Raw genomic sequence first — 16,368 nt, forward strand, 5'->3', positions numbered from 1 at the left:
TCCGCATAGGCTATGTAGATTTATACGTGGCTTTCTTTTCTTGTGTGGAACATGTATAATAACGATAGCAAAAACCTTTAAAGAACAATTGTTCGTTTAACAAAGTGAGGCATCAAAATGAAACAACCAGTTGTAGCGATTGTCGGGCCAACAGCAGTAGGGAAGACGTCTTTGAGTATTCAGATCGCTAAGCGCTTTAATGGGGAAATCATTAGCGGAGATTCTATGCAAATCTATAAGGGGATGGATATCGGAACTGCGAAAGTGACCCAAGAAGAAATGGACGGCATTCCTCATTATATGATTGATATTAAAGACCCTGGTGATGAATTCTCGGTGGCAGAATTCCAAGACAGAGTATCCCGATACATAGAGGAAATTTCGGATAGAGGAAAGCTACCCATTATCGTTGGTGGGACAGGACTTTACATTCAATCGGTCTTGTACAATTTCCAATTTTCCAAGACAGCACGTGATGATCAGTACAGACATCATCTTGAGAAAAAGATAGAAGAAGAAGGAGTTATGCCCCACTTTAATCGTTTGAAGCAAATTGATCCTGAACAGGCCTCTAAGATTCATCCGAATAATATAAGAAGAGTGATCCGAGCTCTTGAAGTTTATGAATTAACAGGAATGACTATGAGTGAATACCAAGCTACTCAACAGCCTACCTCCCCATACAATCCTATATTAATTGGGTTGAATATGGACAGGGAAGCACTTTATGAACGAATAAACAAGCGCGTAGATGATATGATTGAAGGTGGCTTGCTTTCTGAGGTGAATCGACTTATTGAGCAAGGATATGAAGATGCTCAAAGTCTGCAAGCAATTGGCTATAAGGAGTTCCTTCCTTATTTACGCAACCACCAACCTCTCAACCAAGCAATAGAAGAGTTGAAACAAAATTCACGACGTTATGCAAAACGCCAACTCACATATTTCCGAAATAAAATGGACGTGAACTGGTATGAAATTTCATTAGAAACGGCTCCAGAAAAGTTTGAAGAAATTTTAACTGATTTAGCAGGAAAGCTGAATCAAATATAGAAATATAGTAAGCACAGATAGAAAAGAGGAGGAAGATTCATGGCTCAAACAGTGAATATCCAAGATCAATTTTTAAATACTCTTCGTAAGGAACATGTTCAAGTAACAGTATTTTTGCTTAACGGTTTCCAACTTCGCGGAGTCGTTAAAGCTTTCGATAATTTCACGGTAATGTTAGAAACCGACGGAAAGCAACAATTAATATTTAAGCATGCGATCTCAACATTTGCTCCATCTAAGACCATCACGTTAGATAAAGAATAAGCTGAAAGCGGACTCTGTTAAGGGTCCGTTTTTTCTTATACATAAGCTATTTGTAATACTGAAGGATAGGAAACTTTATATTCTAAAATCTTCAGTGGTGAAATATATAGGCATTTGTCACACCCCTCCTTATGATTGCGTATACTGTCAGTGAATAAGGGGTGATCCTATTGGATACGCAAGTGACCTATAAAAAGAATGGTCAGATCAATATTATGTTTCATGATAGGGAACATCAAGCAGTCGAACATAGAGAAATTGCGGCAACTTCTTATGCAACGAATCCATTTCAACGTATCGATACACAATTTGAAGAATTCATAGGACTTGACCATTTAAAATCTACGGTTAAAGAAATTTATGCTAGTATTTATGTGAATCAAAAGCGGGAGGAAGCAGGCCTCAAGCCTTCTAAGCAAGTGCTTCATATGTTATTTAAAGGGAATCCAGGTACAGGTAAAACGACAGTGGCGCGAAAAATATCAGAACTATTTCATGAGATGAATGTTCTCTCAAAAGGTCATTTTATTGAAGCTGAACGTGCGGATCTTGTCGGAGAATACATTGGACATACGGCTCAAAAAACTAGGGATCTTGTAAAAAAGGCGATGGGTGGAGTTTTATTTATAGATGAAGCTTATTCATTAGCTCGTGGCGGGGAGAAAGATTTTGGAAAAGAAGCCATTGATACATTAGTGAAACACATGGAAGACAATCATAATGATTTTATTTTGATTCTAGCGGGTTACCCTGATGAAATGGACCGGTTTTTACGCTTAAATCCAGGATTGCAGTCAAGGTTTCCAATTATATTAGATTTTAAAGATTATTCTATTGATGAGCTCATGACGATTGCGAAGCAAATGGCCGCTGAACGAGAATACGAATTTTCAAAAGACGCAGAATGGAAGCTTAAAGATCACTTAATCCGAATGCAGCAACATCGGGGAGGCGGCTTTTCAAATGGACGTTATATTCGAAACATTATTGAACAGTCTATACGCAAACAAGCGATGCGAATCATGAAACAAAATCGCTTTTCCGCATCAGAACTTATGCAAATAACAGGTCAAGATTTAATTTTTCAAACGAAAACTTAATGGTGCTCCTCGATAGAGAGGGGCTCCTTTTTGTTTATCAGAATAATGTTCTCATTTCGCTTTAAAAAAAGGTCTGTGTTATGATAGGAGCACGATTAGAAAGTTGAGGGATGTTGTCATGGAACAAGCAGTCATAGTAGCTTGCCAATTACCAAATACAGACGAAGAGCGCTTCCACTCTTCTATTGAAGAATTACAATCTTTAACAGAAACCGCTCATGGTCAAGTACATAAAATATTTGTTCAAAAACGAAACAAAATACACCCTGCCCTATATATAGGAGAAGGGAAATTACAAGAAATAAAAGACTATTTAGAGATGAATGACATAGGACTTGTTATTTTTAATGATGAGTTATCACCAGGTCAAATGAGTAAGTTGGCGGATTATTTGGATGTAGGTATCATCGATCGAACCCAGCTTATCCTTGATATATTTGCAAGAAGAGCGAATACAAAGGAAGGTAAGTTACAAGTGGAACTTGCCCAACTTCAGTACATGCTACCCCGTATTTATGGACAAGGGAAGAATATGTCGAGGCTCGGTGGTGGTATTGGAACACGTGGTCCTGGTGAGACGAAGCTTGAAACGGATCGTCGACATATTAGGCGTCGTATAGACGATATTAAAATGCGTTTATCACAAGTGGTAAGTCAACGTAATCAATATAGAAAGCGTCGTAAGGAAAATCGCGCTTTTCAGATAGCGGTCGTAGGATACACAAATGCGGGTAAGTCTACTCTTTTCAATCGCCTGACTAACAGTGAATCTTTTGAAGAGAATCAGTTATTCGCAACTCTCGATCCACTTACACGTCAGATCCAGTTGCCTTCAGGTTTTAGAGCTCTCTTATCTGATACTGTAGGGTTTATTCAAGATTTGCCAACAACGTTAATTGCAGCGTTCCGTTCAACGTTAGAAGAAGTAACGGAAGCAGATTTCATATTGCATATGGTCGATGCTTCTCATCAAGATCACATTCAACATGAGAAAACCGTTCAACAGCTTTTAACTGACTTAGGAGCGGATCATTTACCGATGTTAACGGTTTATAATAAACGAGACCTTTTGGATGCGAACTTCTTTCCAGCAACATTGCCTGCAGTTACGATTAGCGCACATGATCCAATTGACTTAAAGCGTTTGTTAGATAAGATCGAAGAGGTAATTGTAGAAGATTGGGAACCTTTCCAAATTTATATTCAAGCTTCGGACAGTAACTTTCTTCATCGCGTTGAGTCAAATTCAATAGTTAAAGAACGTGATTTTCTTGAAGAGGATGAAAAATATTTTGTGAAGGGATGGATAGACAGAGAGCATCCACTTTACCATCAACTAAAGAACAACCGCAGAGGGGAAAAAGAATAGACAATGGAAACACATGAATTAGATCAATTAGCAGCAGAAGCAGAACTTGATAGTAAGGATATTCACGATTCAATCAATAGACTTGTCGAGCATAATCAAGCACGGGTTTTATCAGCGTTTAGAGACCAGCAGGTAAGTGATTCCCACTTTAACCCAACTACTGGGTATGGATACGATGATATGGGACGAGATAAATTAGAACAGGTTTACGCAGACGTTTTTGGGGGAGAGGATGCTCTTGTACGCCCTCAAATTGTTTCAGGTACACATGCCATTACCATTTCGTTATTTGGGATGTTAAGGCCCAATGATGAACTTTTATATATAACCGGAGCCCCATATGACACATTAGAAGAAATCGTAGGAGTGAGAGGTTCAGGGAATGGCTCACTGAAGGACTTCCATATTGGCTATCATCATATCGACCTTTTAGAGAATGGAGCAGTTGACTTTCAAGAAGTCCAAAAATCAATAACTTCTCAAACAAAAGTAGTTGGAATACAGCGTTCAAAAGGATATGCAGATCGCCCGTCATTCACTATCGCTGAAATAAAAGAAATGATTGAGTTTGTAAAAGGGATTAACCCTGAAATAATCGTTTTTGTCGACAACTGTTACGGAGAATTCGCAGAAGAGCAAGAACCGATTCACGTTGGGGCGGACCTTATAGCAGGGTCTCTAATAAAAAATCCTGGAGGTGGCTTAGCAAGAACAGGCGGTTATATTGCGGGTAAGAAAACCCTAGTCGAGCAATGTGCTAACCGTTTAACTGCACCTGGTTTAGGTAAAGAAACGGGGGCTACCCTTCATAGTTTGCAGGAAATGTATCAAGGGCTTTTCTTAGCACCTCACGTCGTAGGTGAAGCAATGAAGGGGGCTGTCTTTACATCCCGATTTTTAGAGAAGCTCGGATTTATAACGACCCCCCATTACAAGGCTAAACGCACTGACCTAATACAATCAGTTACTTTCAACACAGCCGAACAAATGGTAGCTTTCTGTCAAGAGATACAAAAAGCTTCACCCATTAACTCTCACGTGACACCATATCCAAGTTACATGCCTGGATATGAACATGATGTCATTATGGCAGCGGGGACATTTGTTCAAGGAGCAAGCCTTGAGTTAACAGCAGACGGGCCTATTCGTGAACCTTATACGGCTTTTGTTCAAGGTGGTTTAACTTATGCGCACGTTAAGATTGCAATTAAGATGGCAGTAATACGATTATTAAAAATACCAGGATAATAAAACAACCTAACTTTCTTTAAATTTAGCCCCTGTTATTTATAGGGGCTTTAATTATGAGTAATTTAGCGCATAAGGGAGTACATATGAATAATATAAAACTATTTATCCCAGTAATTTTGGCATTTACTTTCAACACCTCATTTTCCTCTATAGATGAACCAACAGTTAATATAGTAAGAGAAATGGAGTCAAATTCCGTTAGTTTCGAGAATCTAGATCCTTTGTTTCTAACAGGTGATGTAAGCTATGTATCTAGTAAACTGCTATCACAAAAGGTACGTTGGGATGTCACAGACTATAATTTATACGCAACAGTTCAAGGGGAAGAGGATTTAAAAGGTGAATCATTTAAGAACCCTCTGAATGTCCCTTTACTAAACCAAATGGATGCACCGAGGCTATATAATGGGTGTGAAGTCACTAGTTTAGCAATGGTATTAAATTATCATAACGTTGATGTAAAAAAAAATGAGCTTGCAAACCAAATTGATCGAGTACCCCTTACTTACTCGAATGGATTAAAGGGCAATCCAAATGAAGGCTTTGTAGGAGATATGGAAAATGGCCCTGGTTTATCGGTTTATCATGGCCCTATTTATGAACTTGCAAAGTCATATGTGGGCGAGCGAGCCGTGGATTTAACAGGCAGTGATCCTGAGACATTATATGAATATGTAAAGGTTGGAAAGCCAATATGGGTCATCACTACAGGGAATTTTGCTCCTGCTAACGACTTCAAGACATGGAATACACCACATGGTGAGGTTGATGTAAGCTATAGTGTTCATAGTGTTGTTATAACAGGATACTCAGAAGAGTATGTCTATATTAATAATCCATATGGAGAAAAAAATCAAAAGGTAGATCGACACTTATTTGAACAAGCCTTTAAGCAAATGGGGAGTCAGGCAATAGTGATTAAGTAAAAGGTCACAATGTGTATGGGCTTTCATTGGCGGCATAAAGGCATTTGATAATATGTAAAAAAAGCTAACATGTATTGACAGAATATGATTCATTACATACAATGAAGATACATAAACGTTACGATAAGGAGGGCTAAATCATGAATGATGAACTACGAAGATCGATGCCTCTATTCCCAATAGGGATTGTAAAATCACTTACAGACCTTTCTGCAAGACAGATTCGGTACTATGAAGAACATGATTTGATTCATCCTGTTCGCTCTGATGGAAATCGACGTTTATTTTCGTTCAATGACGTAGATCGTTTATTAGAAATTAAATCATTAATTGAAAAAGGGGTTAACCTTGCAGGCATTAAGCAAGTGTTGTCCATGCAACCTCAACAAAAAAATGATTACTCAGAAGAAGAAATTCAAGAAGTACGAGAAGAATTATCTGAGAAAGAGTTGCGAAAGATGCTTAAAAACGAACTGTTTCAAGCAAATAGGTTCGGGAAATCCTCGTTGCGTCAGGGAGAATTATCACGATTCTTCCATTAATATAAACTTATGTATACTGGGAGGAGAAAGTCGCTTATGGCAGCTAAATTGACTAAGGATCAGATCCTTGAGAAGATCCAAGAAGAGAATGTTAAATTCATTCGATTACAATTCACAGACTTACTAGGAACGATTAAAAACGTAGAAATTCCATTCAGTCAGCTTGATAAAGCACTTGATAACCAAATGATGTTTGACGGGTCTTCCATTGAAGGCTTCGTACGTATTGAAGAATCTGACATGCTTTTATATCCTGATCTTGATACGTTTGTAGTATTTCCATGGACATCTGAAAAAGGGAAGGTAGCTCGCTTTATTTGTGATATTTACAATCCTGATGGTACACCATTTGAAGGGTGCCCCCGCTATAACTTGAAGCGTAACTTAAAGAAAATGGAAGAGCTGGGCTTCTCAGCCTTTAATCTTGGTACGGAACCTGAATTCTTCTTATTTAAGTTAGATGAAAAAGGCGAACCTACAATGGAGCTAAATGACCGAGGTGGTTACTTTGATTTAGCTCCAACTGACCTTGGGGAGAATTGCCGTCGTGACATTGTACTTGAACTAGAAGAGATGGGCTTCGAAATTGAAGCATCTCATCACGAGGTAGCTCCTGGGCAACACGAGATTGATTTTAAATATGCAGATGCTTTAAAACACTGCGATGATATCCAAACATTCAAACTGGTAGTAAAGACGATTGCTCGTAAGCACGGTTTACACGCGACGTTTATGCCTAAACCCCTTTTCGGTGTTAATGGTTCAGGTATGCACTGTAATATGTCTTTGTTTAAAGATGGAACGAATTCCTTCTTCGACGAAAAAGGCGATCAGCAATTAAGTCAGACAGCTTATCAGTTTATCGCTGGTATTGTGAAGCATGCAACGAACTTTACAGCGGTCACAAACCCAACGGTTAACTCTTATAAGCGTTTAGTACCTGGCTATGAAGCTCCGTGTTATGTAGCATGGTCTGGCCAGAACCGTAGCCCTCTAATTCGTATACCGGCTTCTCGTGGACTTAGTACCCGCATTGAGGTTCGTAGTGTAGACCCTTCTGCGAATCCGTATCTAGCAATGGCTGTCCTATTAGCTGCTGGGCTAGATGGTGTTGAAAACGGTTTGAAAGCTCCAACTCCAGTAGATCGTAACATTTACGTGATGGATAAAGAAGAGCGCGTCAAACACGGCGTTCAAGACTTGCCGGCAACGCTTTCTGATGCATTAGAACTACTTAAAAAAGACGAAACAATGGTTAAAGCTTTAGGCGAACATCTATTTGAGCATTTCATTGAAGCGAAAGAAATCGAATGGGATATGTTCCGTACACAGGTTCACCCATGGGAGCGCGAACAGTATTTATCAACTTACTAATATCGGAAACCCTTGATGCCATTGGTGTCGAGGGTTTTTGTTTTTTGGTCATAAGTATATTGTTAAATCTCAAAATCCTATTTGACCAAAAAATGACCAAAAAATATAAAGATTATTTTAGAAATTGTTTTGTATATGTTTCGAATTTGGTCATTGTTTCTTTTTCGATTTTCTTACTAACATGAGCATATACATCAGAGATGATCTCAAAACTTCCGTGGCCCAATCTTTCCTGAATGTATTTCATACTTGCTCCTGATTCTAATTGTAGAACTGCGTGTGTGTGTCTTAAGGAATGAATAGGTAAGGAAGGAAGTTCAGCTCTCTTTAAGATGCGAGAAAAGGAATTAAATAAGGAAGACCTTGGCATGAAGTTTCCGTCATTCCTTGCTAAAACAAGATCGAGGTCATGATGATATATATTGTTTAGAGCTAATTTGTTTTGGTTTTGATATTTCTTATGGTATTGCAAATCATTAGTTAGAGATTGGCTTATTGAAATACATCTTTTTTCGTAACACCAAAAAGCTCTTCTTTTTTCTTAGCACTAAAATCTAATGTTTTCGATATAGTGATCGTCCTTTCTTTAAATCTACATCAGACCACTGTAGTGCAGCCGCTTCCCATTTACGCATGCCAGTTTCTGCAAGAACTTTAAAAAAGATCCAATAGATATACCCATATTTATAAGACTCTTGAAGAAAGGTATTTTTTCTAATAGTTCCTTCTTTATGTTCAAGTAGCCAATCTTTTAGATATTTCTTTAAAGTAGAGGGAGTTGGTGAATCCTTCCAATAATTCTTCTTCCATTAACCTTGCCGCAAGTTGAGCTTCTCTCTTAGTTTTAAATCCGCTTTTAGATTTAACTTTGTGTTTATGAGTTAGGGGATCTTTATAAGAAACTCTAAATTCCCACTTTTCTCCTCTTTTACGGAAAGTAGCCATATTATTCACCTCTTTATTTAAAATCCTAAATTAAAATATCAGCCTCCTTTCATCGAAATTTTATTTATAGCCAGCTCTATAGATTCTGTGTATATTGAATTGCTTTACCTATGATACGAACTGGATAAGTGTCATCGCCTACAATAGGGTCGAATTCACTATTGTCGAGCATTAATAAAATGCGCTCTCCTTGCTCTCTAACCCTTTTTAAAGTAGCTTCTGTATCTCCATCAGAGCTTCAGGAGGTAAATTTCGAAGATTACATTCCTAAGAAAACTGAAGAGGAAGAAGCTATGAAACTAGTACATCAATTCATTCAAGGAAAACAGAAGTCTTTGGTTTTTCAAGGTGCTCCAGGAACAGGTAAGTCTCATTTGTTCAGGTGTGCTGCTAGGGAAATGAAGCAACAAACGATTGAGTATGAAGAAAACGGTAAGAAATGGACTGTACCTATAACTGTATTGCTTCTCAAGATACCTGAGTTAATGAAAACTATCCAAAGAACCTTTGGTAGTGGACGTAAAGATGGTTTAACAGAAGCTAAAATTTTAGATGCCATTACAAAAGTAGATGTATTAATACTCGATGAGATAGGTGGAGAACGATCTAAGTCTGATCCTAATGGTTTTGAATCTTGGAGCGGTGACATTCACTATCAAATTCTCGATCACAGACAAGGTGGCCGCAAATTATACAACCTCAACTATGATAGTAAGTCTGTGAAATCAAAATACGGGGAGGTTCAAGGCAAACGGATCCTCTCCAGAATGATGTTCGAAGCAAAGCACCATCATGTAGTCGGTCCAGATCATCGGATTATAGGTTTGAAATGATGGGAGGTACTGTTATTGACGGATTCAAACGGAAGCGGATCGTGTATCCATCATAGAACAACTAACACTTGTTACAGGATACGGTCGTGAATATTTCGAAAAGCTCTCTAATGATCAGCTGGATCACAAGATGAGAGAACTATACGGACAATAAGAAAGGCGGGGAGAACATGTGTAGCATTTGCGGTGGGGAATATTCAGTCCGTACACCAGTTGATTATGGTTTTTTATATCATCTGTGTCCACATTGCGGTTCACAACCTCATGAAGAGCTCGATAAAGAGTTTGCTGAACTCTACAGACGTCTGGATGAAGCAGAAGATAGAAGTAAAAAGGGGCGGTCGGCATGAGTAAAGATCGGCTTTATATCGCTCTTGATAAGTGTAATTTGGATTGGTGGGAATCTGAGGTGAAGAGATTCCAAGGATATTGGGGCCAGGGCTATAGCTTTTAAGAAATAGCTAAGATGTTAAGACGGTCGCAGAAAGATGTATTGGCCTTGATGCTAGATCAAACAACGGAAGAACTTGTTTCCGGAAGACATGGAGGTTATTTAGGTAATGAATGGGGAGGAAAACCTGTTAAGAAAAGCGGTTAATGCTTCACGTCGGAGACAGTATTTGATCGATGTACTCCTTGATATGGATGTAGAAAGTTCAGCTGATGGGACACCTACTAAAGAGCTGTCTCTCCATGAATTAGAAGTCCTGCACATTAGTAAGAAGTACCGGTTTGCTAATAGCGGGGTGAAGTCATGAAGCAAAATAGACGAGCTGTGACTACGTACACTTTAAGCTCTGAGGAGCTAGAAAAGAAGCCGATAGGTGCTAAGTGCAATATTAACGGTGGGCAGAATAGGAGAAAAGTGAGATATGAGTGGCCTGGTAACAAAGGGAAAGGCAAGAACTAATGGGGAAGCGTAAAGGCTGGAAGGTGATCTGATGGAACAACTGAATATTTTCGGTGAGATCGCTGAACATGGGTGGCCCAATAAAGGCGATGAGTTTCTGATTGAGGACGATGTGAAGATCGAGGTACTGTGCTTCAAGCGTACCTGGTCTTCCACTCAATCTAAAGAGCTCATCATTTGCACAGAAAAGAAGAGTCATTACGGAAAGGCTTATACGCTGGAAGAGTTCTCTGACAAGTTAGCAAATGCTCAGATCAGGAGAGCTTGAAGAAACAAAGTAAGCATTTTGTATAATTCGACTAAAAAACTACTAACATTAATGTTAGTAGTTAAGCTTGAATGGATAAGTCACACCTTTTCACGTTTTATAGGCGAAGTGATGTCTGAAACAAGCATGTCCAACTGATCTCTTGAGCTAGATTGGAGAGCTTTATCATTAATTTCAGGGTAATCATCTTCAAAAAACAAAGATCTTTGACCATTAGCGTTAATACTATAAATCTCAACCTCGGCTTTTGTCTGAATGTGCATGCGAAAAGGAGATAAAAGAACAAGCCATTTCAAATATTTTTCTCTGACAGAATTAATTTTAATTTTATCTATCAGATTGTTTGAAGCTCTTAGGTTTTTTAATCGGTTCTCGTATAAAGTTACTATCTTCTTTGTCTCAATTAGATATTGTAAGTAGTCTTTTAAGCTATTTTCGCTTGTATCCCCTATATAGAATAGGTGAATTTCTGAATATTTTTCTTCTATTTTCTTGGCGTCACGTGAAATTTACTCTATTCTTCTTTTTGCCCATTGAGTAAGAGCTTTGCCACTTTCCTCAATTATTGTAGTTATAAGTGTTTCTCCACTTTTTACAGCAGCATTTTTTAAAGAATTAGATGCATCTTTATTATCAGACAAGTGTAAAACCTCCATCTTTTTTGATAACAATACCATATTTTTCTGTATATTGATAGTAAGTTGTTTCTAAGTTAAACAAAATGATAGGTGTGCTGAACTATTGGAGGGAAAATGAACTTAATTTGTATAGTATTTGGCCACCAGGAGGTAACATTAGTAGATTCTTATGAAAAGATAGTAAGTTGCCCAAGAGGCAATAAGTTACTTTCATGGCAAATATACAAAGCTCCATGGCTGGTATATGGACCAGAATATATCATGATTTAAGATTCAAAAATCGGTAAATCAGAACAAAAAAAGGAGTTTTATAAATGATTAAGTATTACTGCAGCATATGCCATCAAGAATGTTGGTCAGCGAAGATTGAGGTGTTAAGTTGCTGTGGATAATATGTGGAGCATATAGAAGAATAAAAAGCCAAGGGCAGGCCCTGACCTTTTAGAATAAGTACTTGGTAACTACTATTCTACCATATTGGGGGTCTGTTTTGTGGGAATTAACATGGAAGCAACGGTGCATCTAACAGAAAATGCAATGTATGTAGTGAAAGATGGTCAGATCACCAAAATAAGTGCCAAAGACTACGGTACTGATGAAGTGATTTGGAAAGATGGCGAAGTTATCGATGTTGTAAGAACCGAACGACAAAGACTTAACGGACAAGCAGTAATTTAATAAAGTTCTGAGCAAAGAATGCAGGGACACAGATCTAGAGCTAAATGGCTCTTGGTTTGTGTCTTTTTTCTTTCGAGAGGAGGGATGTTATGTCAGAGCAATTAAACCAGCAACTTAAGCTATTTAAAAAGAAACATGGCATCAAGACTCATTCACCAAAAAGAAATAAAATGAGAAAGACAGAAGAGTTCTCAGAAAACGATATTGAGAGTTTGATGGGAATGAACCATCCGATTTATAAAAGAGGTCGAGGCGGAGCTTACAAGCAAAATTAGAGGAGTGTGGTCTTATGGGTATTAGTCAAATGAGTTTTGAGTTACCTAAAATAAAGCGACGTGAGACTAGGGAAAAGGTTGAATCTGCATTGGAGAAATACCAAATATATAAGCTCATGGAGCCATTAGACGTATCCACGAAAATAACATCCTCATTCAAAGACGTACCTTCGTGCTCCAGTGGAACAAACCATTCCAAGACGGAGGCAGTTGCCATTCATAAAGTTGATCAAGAAGCTCACAGAGAGAAATATATGCGCTGGATAGAGAGAGCACTGAAGCGTCTTAACAGAAAAGAAGAAGCAGTTATTAACAAGCTGTACATGGAAGAGGATGACGTCTTTGATTATGAAGCATACAACGAATTAGGATTCAGTGAGCGCACGTTCTACCGGATAAAATCCGATGCCTTCTATAAACTGGCTTTCATATTGAAAATAGCTGTATATGATGAGCAAGAGCAATAATGAACTTTGTCCAACCAATAAGGGATCCTATTATGATTCAACAGGTTAAGGACTACCTCTTGGAGAGTAGTGAACGTAACTACATGTTGTTTGTTATAGGTATTAATACCGGTCTGCGAATATCAGATATATTACAGTTAAGGGTTAAAGATGTTGAAGGAATGCATATCTCCTTACGTGAGCAAAAGACTAAGAAACGGAAGAAGATAAGAATTACTCCACAATTACGGAGAGAAGTCAAATGGTATATGGAGGATAAGGGTACCGGAGACTATCTTTTTAAAAGCAGAAAGGGCACAAACAAGCCGATAGGGAGAAGTATGGCATATAAGATACTTAGGGATGCAGCAAATCAATTTGGGCTGCGGGAGATAGGTACACATACGCTAAGAAAAACATTTGGTTATCACTTCTATCTACAAACCAAAAACACAGCCATGCTACAGGAGATATTTAACCATAGCTCAGAGAAAATCACATTAATTTATATAGGCATCAATCAGTATACACTTGATAAAGCAATGTCCAAGTTTAAAATTTAAACACTTATTAGAGTGCTTTTTTATAAAGGTTTTAAAAATCAGAATATAGAATAGAAGATTGGGAGGGTTGTAAATTGGAAGAGATAGATTTAATGGGAATTGTTGTAGGGAAGGATGTCCCAGATGAAATACATGAGGCTACATATAATATTGTGACAGAGTTGGGCGCTCATCAATTGATGATAAATCATGTGTTAATTTGGGATGAAAGTGCCCTAGAAAAGGACATGCGAGAAAAGATACAAGATGGTAACATAGAAAGATTCATTGAAATCGAGGCACATATGCTTAACAATGTGGTATTACCGGGGTTATTTAAATCATTGTTCGTAAGTGCTTATAATCTGTTTGAAGATGCTCTTAATAAAATTTGTTATGCATATGAGAGCTACAGCGGAGAAACACTTTCTTATAAAGATTTATACGGAAATGGAGTGGCCAGATCAGTAAGTTACTTTGAGAAAGTAATTGGGTTAGAAATAAAACATAAAAATCAATGGGCACGGATTCAAAAGTGGAACCAAGTTAGAAATAGCGTTGTACACAAAAATGGAAGGCTAGAAGGTCAGCAAATTAATGCAGCGAAAATGCTAGGGATAGAAATAATGCAGGATCATTATGAAAATATATTATTTATGCAAAAGTCTAATTTGAATAACTTTATTTTCGATTCTGAGAAATTTTTAGAAATAGTGATTAAAAGTTTTGTGAAAGAATGATTAAAAGAATAGCTTTTTTGTTTAATGAATCATAAATAAGGAGTTGTGTAATTCAGATTAAGAATTTGGTTGGAAATAGTGATAGCAAGGCTTTCAGCCTTGGGTTGAATGAATCAAACTATAAGATATGAGTAATTCAATGGATTCACTAACTAAGAAAATAACTTTATTAATGCATTTGATGCACAATTAAAGTAGCTAATAAAGTGATCTAAATAGAGGTTAGTTGAAAATCTGAGGCAATTAGTAGGTTATTAAATGTGGAGGGTCTAATTTGACTAAACTTGGTGAGTATTTTCGTGAAGAGGATAGAGATGGAATATTCATTTTACTAAAGTTTTCGAAAAGGGAATATTTAGAAATGATCCAAAAGGGTAAGTTGTATATGAATAACTTTGAATATTTTATAAATTTAGAGAGAGAAACAGGTATAAAAGGTCAAGGAGATAAATTAGAAGCAGCCAATGTAATGAATGATATGATATTACAGGTGCTAGACCCAGGTAGTCATGATATTGTTGGAGAATTAGAGGCCTCGCAAATGCACTTCAGACCTGATTACATGAAGTATATTCCTATATTTTGTATGACATATATCGGACCAAATGATATAGAAATAATTGAAGAAAGCCAAGAGCAAATGAATGCAGTTATTAATTTAAATGAAGACTTAAGATCGAGAATAACTCAGGAATTTGGTGAACACGTTTTAGTTATATCGCCTAATGAGTTTATAAAAAAAGTTATGACTATGGCAGAAAGAGAAAATTTAGCATTGAGAGCAGGTAAAGTAAATTACAGTAACTTATCTATAAATGATAAGGAGCGCTTCGACGAATTTCATTCAGGAAACCCAGCATTGTATTTTAGGAAGGACAAATCATTCGAGTACCAAAATGAATTTCGCCTTGTACTTCATGGAGAACATACGAAAAAACCTGTTATAAAAGATATTGGAGACATCTCTGAGGTCAGTAAATTAATGACTGTTGATCAATTGTTAAATAACAAAATCCAGGTAACCTTTAATCGCCGAAACAATGGCAGAAAAATGACAGAAAAATAACAGATCATATACTAAATAATGTTTTATATTAATAGTATGAAAAATATAATTTGATTATCAAAAAGTATTATAATTAAGCACCTTGGCACTTGCCGAGGTGCTTAATTTTTAAAAATACCCTTTAATAAAAAGTGCAGAAAAAGAAGGAATGTTAGGATTGTTTGTCGAAATTTGTACAGTTGAAAGGGAGGAATATAATTGAAGGAAAATAAAGACGGATTCATAGCAAACTTCAACTGTACATTTGGCGATGAAGATAAGCCGATGTTAAATTATTTTGAAGAAATTATTTTACCAGCTTTTAAAAAGGGATATGTAAGAAAGAAAAAAGGAAATAGCTTTACAATTGAGAATGTCCATCTAACTATGCAAAATGGTATTTTTATGTTGGTAGGTCTTTTTGTGAAAAGCACTTTTTTGGAGGTAAGGTCAAGAAGGGATGAAAATGGTAACCTACAAAGAACTGAAGATAACATAAAGGCAGATCCTTACTCATACTTTATTATTAATTTGAAAAACCATCGTATGGCTTTAGTAAAGAATCAAAAAGGAAGTCCGTCATTGTCTGAATTCGGAGATGTGGCTGAATATTACTTAAAAAATTTTGTGAGGGAAACTAATAAAGCTAATAAAGGAACAGATACAAAAGAGCTACCAAAACCTAATTTACACGTAGTAGCTGTACCTTTAAATGGAAAAATTAAAGAAGAGTTGAATAAAGTAGAGAAAATACAAAGAGCGGTCTTCCGTTTTTATCCTTTAAATGGAGATATACCGCAAAATGAAATTGTAAATGAACTCAGAAGTCAATTACCTGATTTTGAGAGTAAAAGTGGTAATGTACAAATAAACAGTCCAAAGAATATAGATAAGGTTGGTGAAACATTAGAGGAGACTAAAGGATTGGTTAAGCCTTCTATTGCGGCTGAATATCCTGATGGTACAACGAGAACACTAAATGACGAAAACTTTACTGAAAGAGCTACATTTTCCGTAGAGGATAGCTTATCTTTTAATGATAACCTAAGTACAATAGCAGGGAAGGCTATATCAAAAAATGAGTTCAAGGAGACAAGTGAAGAAAACAAAAATATCTATCAAAGATTCTTTGACAGATTAGAAAATATTTTGTCAAGAAAGTAGGTTTA

General features: G+C 37.0%; 19 protein-coding genes and 2 pseudogenes. 18 read left to right on the forward strand and 3 right to left on the reverse strand.

Features of this window, described 5'->3' with window-relative positions; translation table 11 throughout:
* The first annotated feature begins 117 nt into the window (after positions 1 to 117).
* From miaA to glnA, 8 genes are all read left to right on the forward strand, one after another.
* A complete protein-coding gene (miaA, locus tag IEW76_RS00470; RefSeq protein ID WP_188649883.1) occupies positions 118 to 1,053 on the forward strand; it encodes a tRNA (adenosine(37)-N6)-dimethylallyltransferase MiaA in 936 nt (311 codons plus the stop codon).
* A 39-nt stretch (positions 1,054 to 1,092) separates the two neighbouring features.
* Entirely contained in the window at positions 1,093 to 1,317 is a 225-nt protein-coding gene (gene hfq, locus IEW76_RS00475; RefSeq protein ID WP_036778891.1) for an RNA chaperone Hfq, read from the forward strand.
* Positions 1,318 to 1,532: 215 nt separating this feature from the next.
* Positions 1,533 to 2,417 (forward strand): stage V sporulation protein K, encoded by an 885-nt coding sequence (gene spoVK / locus IEW76_RS00480; RefSeq protein WP_188650479.1) that lies wholly within the window; start codon positions 1,533 to 1,535, stop codon positions 2,415 to 2,417.
* A 118-nt stretch (positions 2,418 to 2,535) separates the two neighbouring features.
* Positions 2,536 to 3,786 (forward strand): GTPase HflX, encoded by a 1,251-nt coding sequence (gene hflX / locus IEW76_RS00485; RefSeq protein WP_188649885.1) that lies wholly within the window; start codon positions 2,536 to 2,538, stop codon positions 3,784 to 3,786.
* Between the two features lie 3 nt (positions 3,787 to 3,789).
* Positions 3,790 to 5,034 carry a methionine gamma-lyase family protein gene (locus IEW76_RS00490; protein ID WP_188649887.1) on the forward strand — a complete coding sequence of 415 codons (1,245 nt, stop codon included), beginning with the start codon at positions 3,790 to 3,792 and terminating at the stop codon, positions 5,032 to 5,034.
* 56 nt (positions 5,035 to 5,090) lie between these two features.
* Positions 5,091 to 5,963 carry a C39 family peptidase gene (locus tag IEW76_RS00495; RefSeq protein WP_229721074.1) on the forward strand — a complete coding sequence of 291 codons (873 nt, stop codon included), beginning with the start codon at positions 5,091 to 5,093 and terminating at the stop codon, positions 5,961 to 5,963.
* A 140-nt stretch (positions 5,964 to 6,103) separates the two neighbouring features.
* On the forward strand, positions 6,104 to 6,505 hold the full coding sequence (locus tag IEW76_RS00500; RefSeq protein ID WP_188649890.1) for a MerR family transcriptional regulator: 402 nt from the start codon (positions 6,104 to 6,106) through the stop codon (positions 6,503 to 6,505).
* Positions 6,506 to 6,541: 36 nt separating this feature from the next.
* Positions 6,542 to 7,879 carry a type I glutamate--ammonia ligase gene (gene glnA, locus IEW76_RS00505; RefSeq protein ID WP_188649892.1) on the forward strand — a complete coding sequence of 446 codons (1,338 nt, stop codon included), beginning with the start codon at positions 6,542 to 6,544 and terminating at the stop codon, positions 7,877 to 7,879.
* Positions 7,880 to 7,991: 112 nt separating this feature from the next.
* On the opposite strand, the pseudogene IEW76_RS20760 reads toward glnA, so the two are convergent.
* Positions 7,992 to 8,824 (reverse strand): annotated as a pseudogene (locus IEW76_RS20760) (site-specific integrase).
* Between the two features lie 76 nt (positions 8,825 to 8,900).
* A pseudogene (locus IEW76_RS21045) lies at positions 8,901 to 9,038 on the reverse strand (XRE family transcriptional regulator); the annotation flags it as partial.
* A gap of 79 nt (positions 9,039 to 9,117) precedes the next feature.
* Here IEW76_RS21045 and IEW76_RS00520 point away from each other — a divergent pair.
* From IEW76_RS00520 to IEW76_RS00530, 3 genes are all read left to right on the forward strand, one after another.
* Complete coding sequence (locus IEW76_RS00520; protein ID WP_188649896.1) at positions 9,118 to 9,657, forward strand: P-loop NTPase family protein; 540 nt, start codon at positions 9,118 to 9,120, stop codon at positions 9,655 to 9,657.
* Between the two features lie 560 nt (positions 9,658 to 10,217).
* Positions 10,218 to 10,415 (forward strand): hypothetical protein, encoded by a 198-nt coding sequence (locus IEW76_RS00525; RefSeq protein ID WP_188649898.1) that lies wholly within the window; start codon positions 10,218 to 10,220, stop codon positions 10,413 to 10,415.
* A 183-nt stretch (positions 10,416 to 10,598) separates the two neighbouring features.
* The gene (locus IEW76_RS00530; RefSeq protein WP_188649900.1) at positions 10,599 to 10,835 is read left to right on the forward strand and encodes a hypothetical protein; all 237 of its coding nucleotides are present in this window, start codon (positions 10,599 to 10,601) and stop codon (positions 10,833 to 10,835) included.
* 509 nt (positions 10,836 to 11,344) lie between these two features.
* On the opposite strand, the gene IEW76_RS20910 is transcribed toward IEW76_RS00530, so the two are convergent.
* Positions 11,345 to 11,476 carry a hypothetical protein gene (locus IEW76_RS20910; RefSeq protein ID WP_268235016.1) on the reverse strand — a complete coding sequence of 44 codons (132 nt, stop codon included), beginning with the start codon at positions 11,474 to 11,476 and terminating at the stop codon, positions 11,345 to 11,347.
* Between the two features lie 489 nt (positions 11,477 to 11,965).
* On the opposite strand from IEW76_RS20910, the gene IEW76_RS00535 reads away from it, so the two are divergent.
* The 7 genes from IEW76_RS00535 to IEW76_RS00565 all read left to right on the forward strand — a co-directional run bounded on the left by IEW76_RS00535 (position 11,966) and on the right by IEW76_RS00565 (position 16,363).
* A complete protein-coding gene (locus tag IEW76_RS00535) occupies positions 11,966 to 12,151 on the forward strand; it encodes a DUF3954 domain-containing protein (protein ID WP_188649902.1) in 186 nt (61 codons plus the stop codon).
* An 89-nt stretch (positions 12,152 to 12,240) separates the two neighbouring features.
* On the forward strand, positions 12,241 to 12,426 hold the full coding sequence (locus IEW76_RS00540; RefSeq protein WP_188650513.1) for a hypothetical protein: 186 nt from the start codon (positions 12,241 to 12,243) through the stop codon (positions 12,424 to 12,426).
* Between the two features lie 14 nt (positions 12,427 to 12,440).
* Complete coding sequence (locus IEW76_RS00545; RefSeq protein WP_188649904.1) at positions 12,441 to 12,893, forward strand: ArpU family phage packaging/lysis transcriptional regulator; 453 nt, start codon at positions 12,441 to 12,443, stop codon at positions 12,891 to 12,893.
* The gene (locus tag IEW76_RS00550; protein WP_188649906.1) at positions 12,893 to 13,435 is read left to right on the forward strand and encodes a tyrosine-type recombinase/integrase; all 543 of its coding nucleotides are present in this window, start codon (positions 12,893 to 12,895) and stop codon (positions 13,433 to 13,435) included. Before IEW76_RS00545 ends, IEW76_RS00550 begins: the two co-directional genes overlap by 1 nt.
* A 74-nt stretch (positions 13,436 to 13,509) precedes the next feature.
* A complete protein-coding gene (locus tag IEW76_RS00555; RefSeq protein WP_188649908.1) occupies positions 13,510 to 14,154 on the forward strand; it encodes a hypothetical protein in 645 nt (214 codons plus the stop codon).
* Between the two features lie 274 nt (positions 14,155 to 14,428).
* Positions 14,429 to 15,220 carry a hypothetical protein gene (locus IEW76_RS00560; RefSeq protein WP_188649910.1) on the forward strand — a complete coding sequence of 264 codons (792 nt, stop codon included), beginning with the start codon at positions 14,429 to 14,431 and terminating at the stop codon, positions 15,218 to 15,220.
* 198 nt (positions 15,221 to 15,418) lie between these two features.
* The gene (locus IEW76_RS00565; protein ID WP_188649912.1) at positions 15,419 to 16,363 is read left to right on the forward strand and encodes a hypothetical protein; all 945 of its coding nucleotides are present in this window, start codon (positions 15,419 to 15,421) and stop codon (positions 16,361 to 16,363) included.
* Positions 16,364 to 16,368 lie beyond the last annotated feature (5 nt).

The organism is Pontibacillus salipaludis, from assembly GCF_014642405.1.
GTDB classification, from domain to species: domain Bacteria; phylum Bacillota; class Bacilli; order Bacillales; family BH030062; genus Pontibacillus; species Pontibacillus salipaludis.

Excerpts from the sequence above, each read along its gene's own strand:
- miaA (WP_188649883.1), top strand. The coding sequence starts at position 118 with ATGAAACAACCAGTTGTAGCGATTGTCGGGCCAACAGCAGTAGGGAAG.
- hfq (WP_036778891.1), top strand. The coding sequence starts at position 1,093 with ATGGCTCAAACAGTGAATATCCAAGATCAATTTTTAAATACTCTTCGT.
- spoVK (WP_188650479.1), top strand. The coding sequence starts at position 1,533 with ATGTTTCATGATAGGGAACATCAAGCAGTCGAACATAGAGAAATTGCG.
- hflX (WP_188649885.1), top strand. The coding sequence starts at position 2,536 with ATGGAACAAGCAGTCATAGTAGCTTGCCAATTACCAAATACAGACGAA.
- IEW76_RS00490 (WP_188649887.1), top strand. The coding sequence starts at position 3,790 with ATGGAAACACATGAATTAGATCAATTAGCAGCAGAAGCAGAACTTGAT.
- IEW76_RS00495 (WP_229721074.1), top strand. The coding sequence starts at position 5,091 with ATGAGTAATTTAGCGCATAAGGGAGTACATATGAATAATATAAAACTA.
- IEW76_RS00500 (WP_188649890.1), top strand. The coding sequence starts at position 6,104 with ATGAATGATGAACTACGAAGATCGATGCCTCTATTCCCAATAGGGATT.
- glnA (WP_188649892.1), top strand. The coding sequence starts at position 6,542 with ATGGCAGCTAAATTGACTAAGGATCAGATCCTTGAGAAGATCCAAGAA.
- IEW76_RS00520 (WP_188649896.1), top strand. The coding sequence starts at position 9,118 with ATGAAACTAGTACATCAATTCATTCAAGGAAAACAGAAGTCTTTGGTT.
- IEW76_RS00525 (WP_188649898.1), top strand. The coding sequence starts at position 10,218 with ATGAATGGGGAGGAAAACCTGTTAAGAAAAGCGGTTAATGCTTCACGT.
- IEW76_RS00530 (WP_188649900.1), top strand. The coding sequence starts at position 10,599 with ATGGAACAACTGAATATTTTCGGTGAGATCGCTGAACATGGGTGGCCC.
- IEW76_RS00540 (WP_188650513.1), top strand. The coding sequence starts at position 12,241 with ATGTCAGAGCAATTAAACCAGCAACTTAAGCTATTTAAAAAGAAACAT.
- IEW76_RS00545 (WP_188649904.1), top strand. The coding sequence starts at position 12,441 with ATGGGTATTAGTCAAATGAGTTTTGAGTTACCTAAAATAAAGCGACGT.
- IEW76_RS00550 (WP_188649906.1), top strand. The coding sequence starts at position 12,893 with ATGAACTTTGTCCAACCAATAAGGGATCCTATTATGATTCAACAGGTT.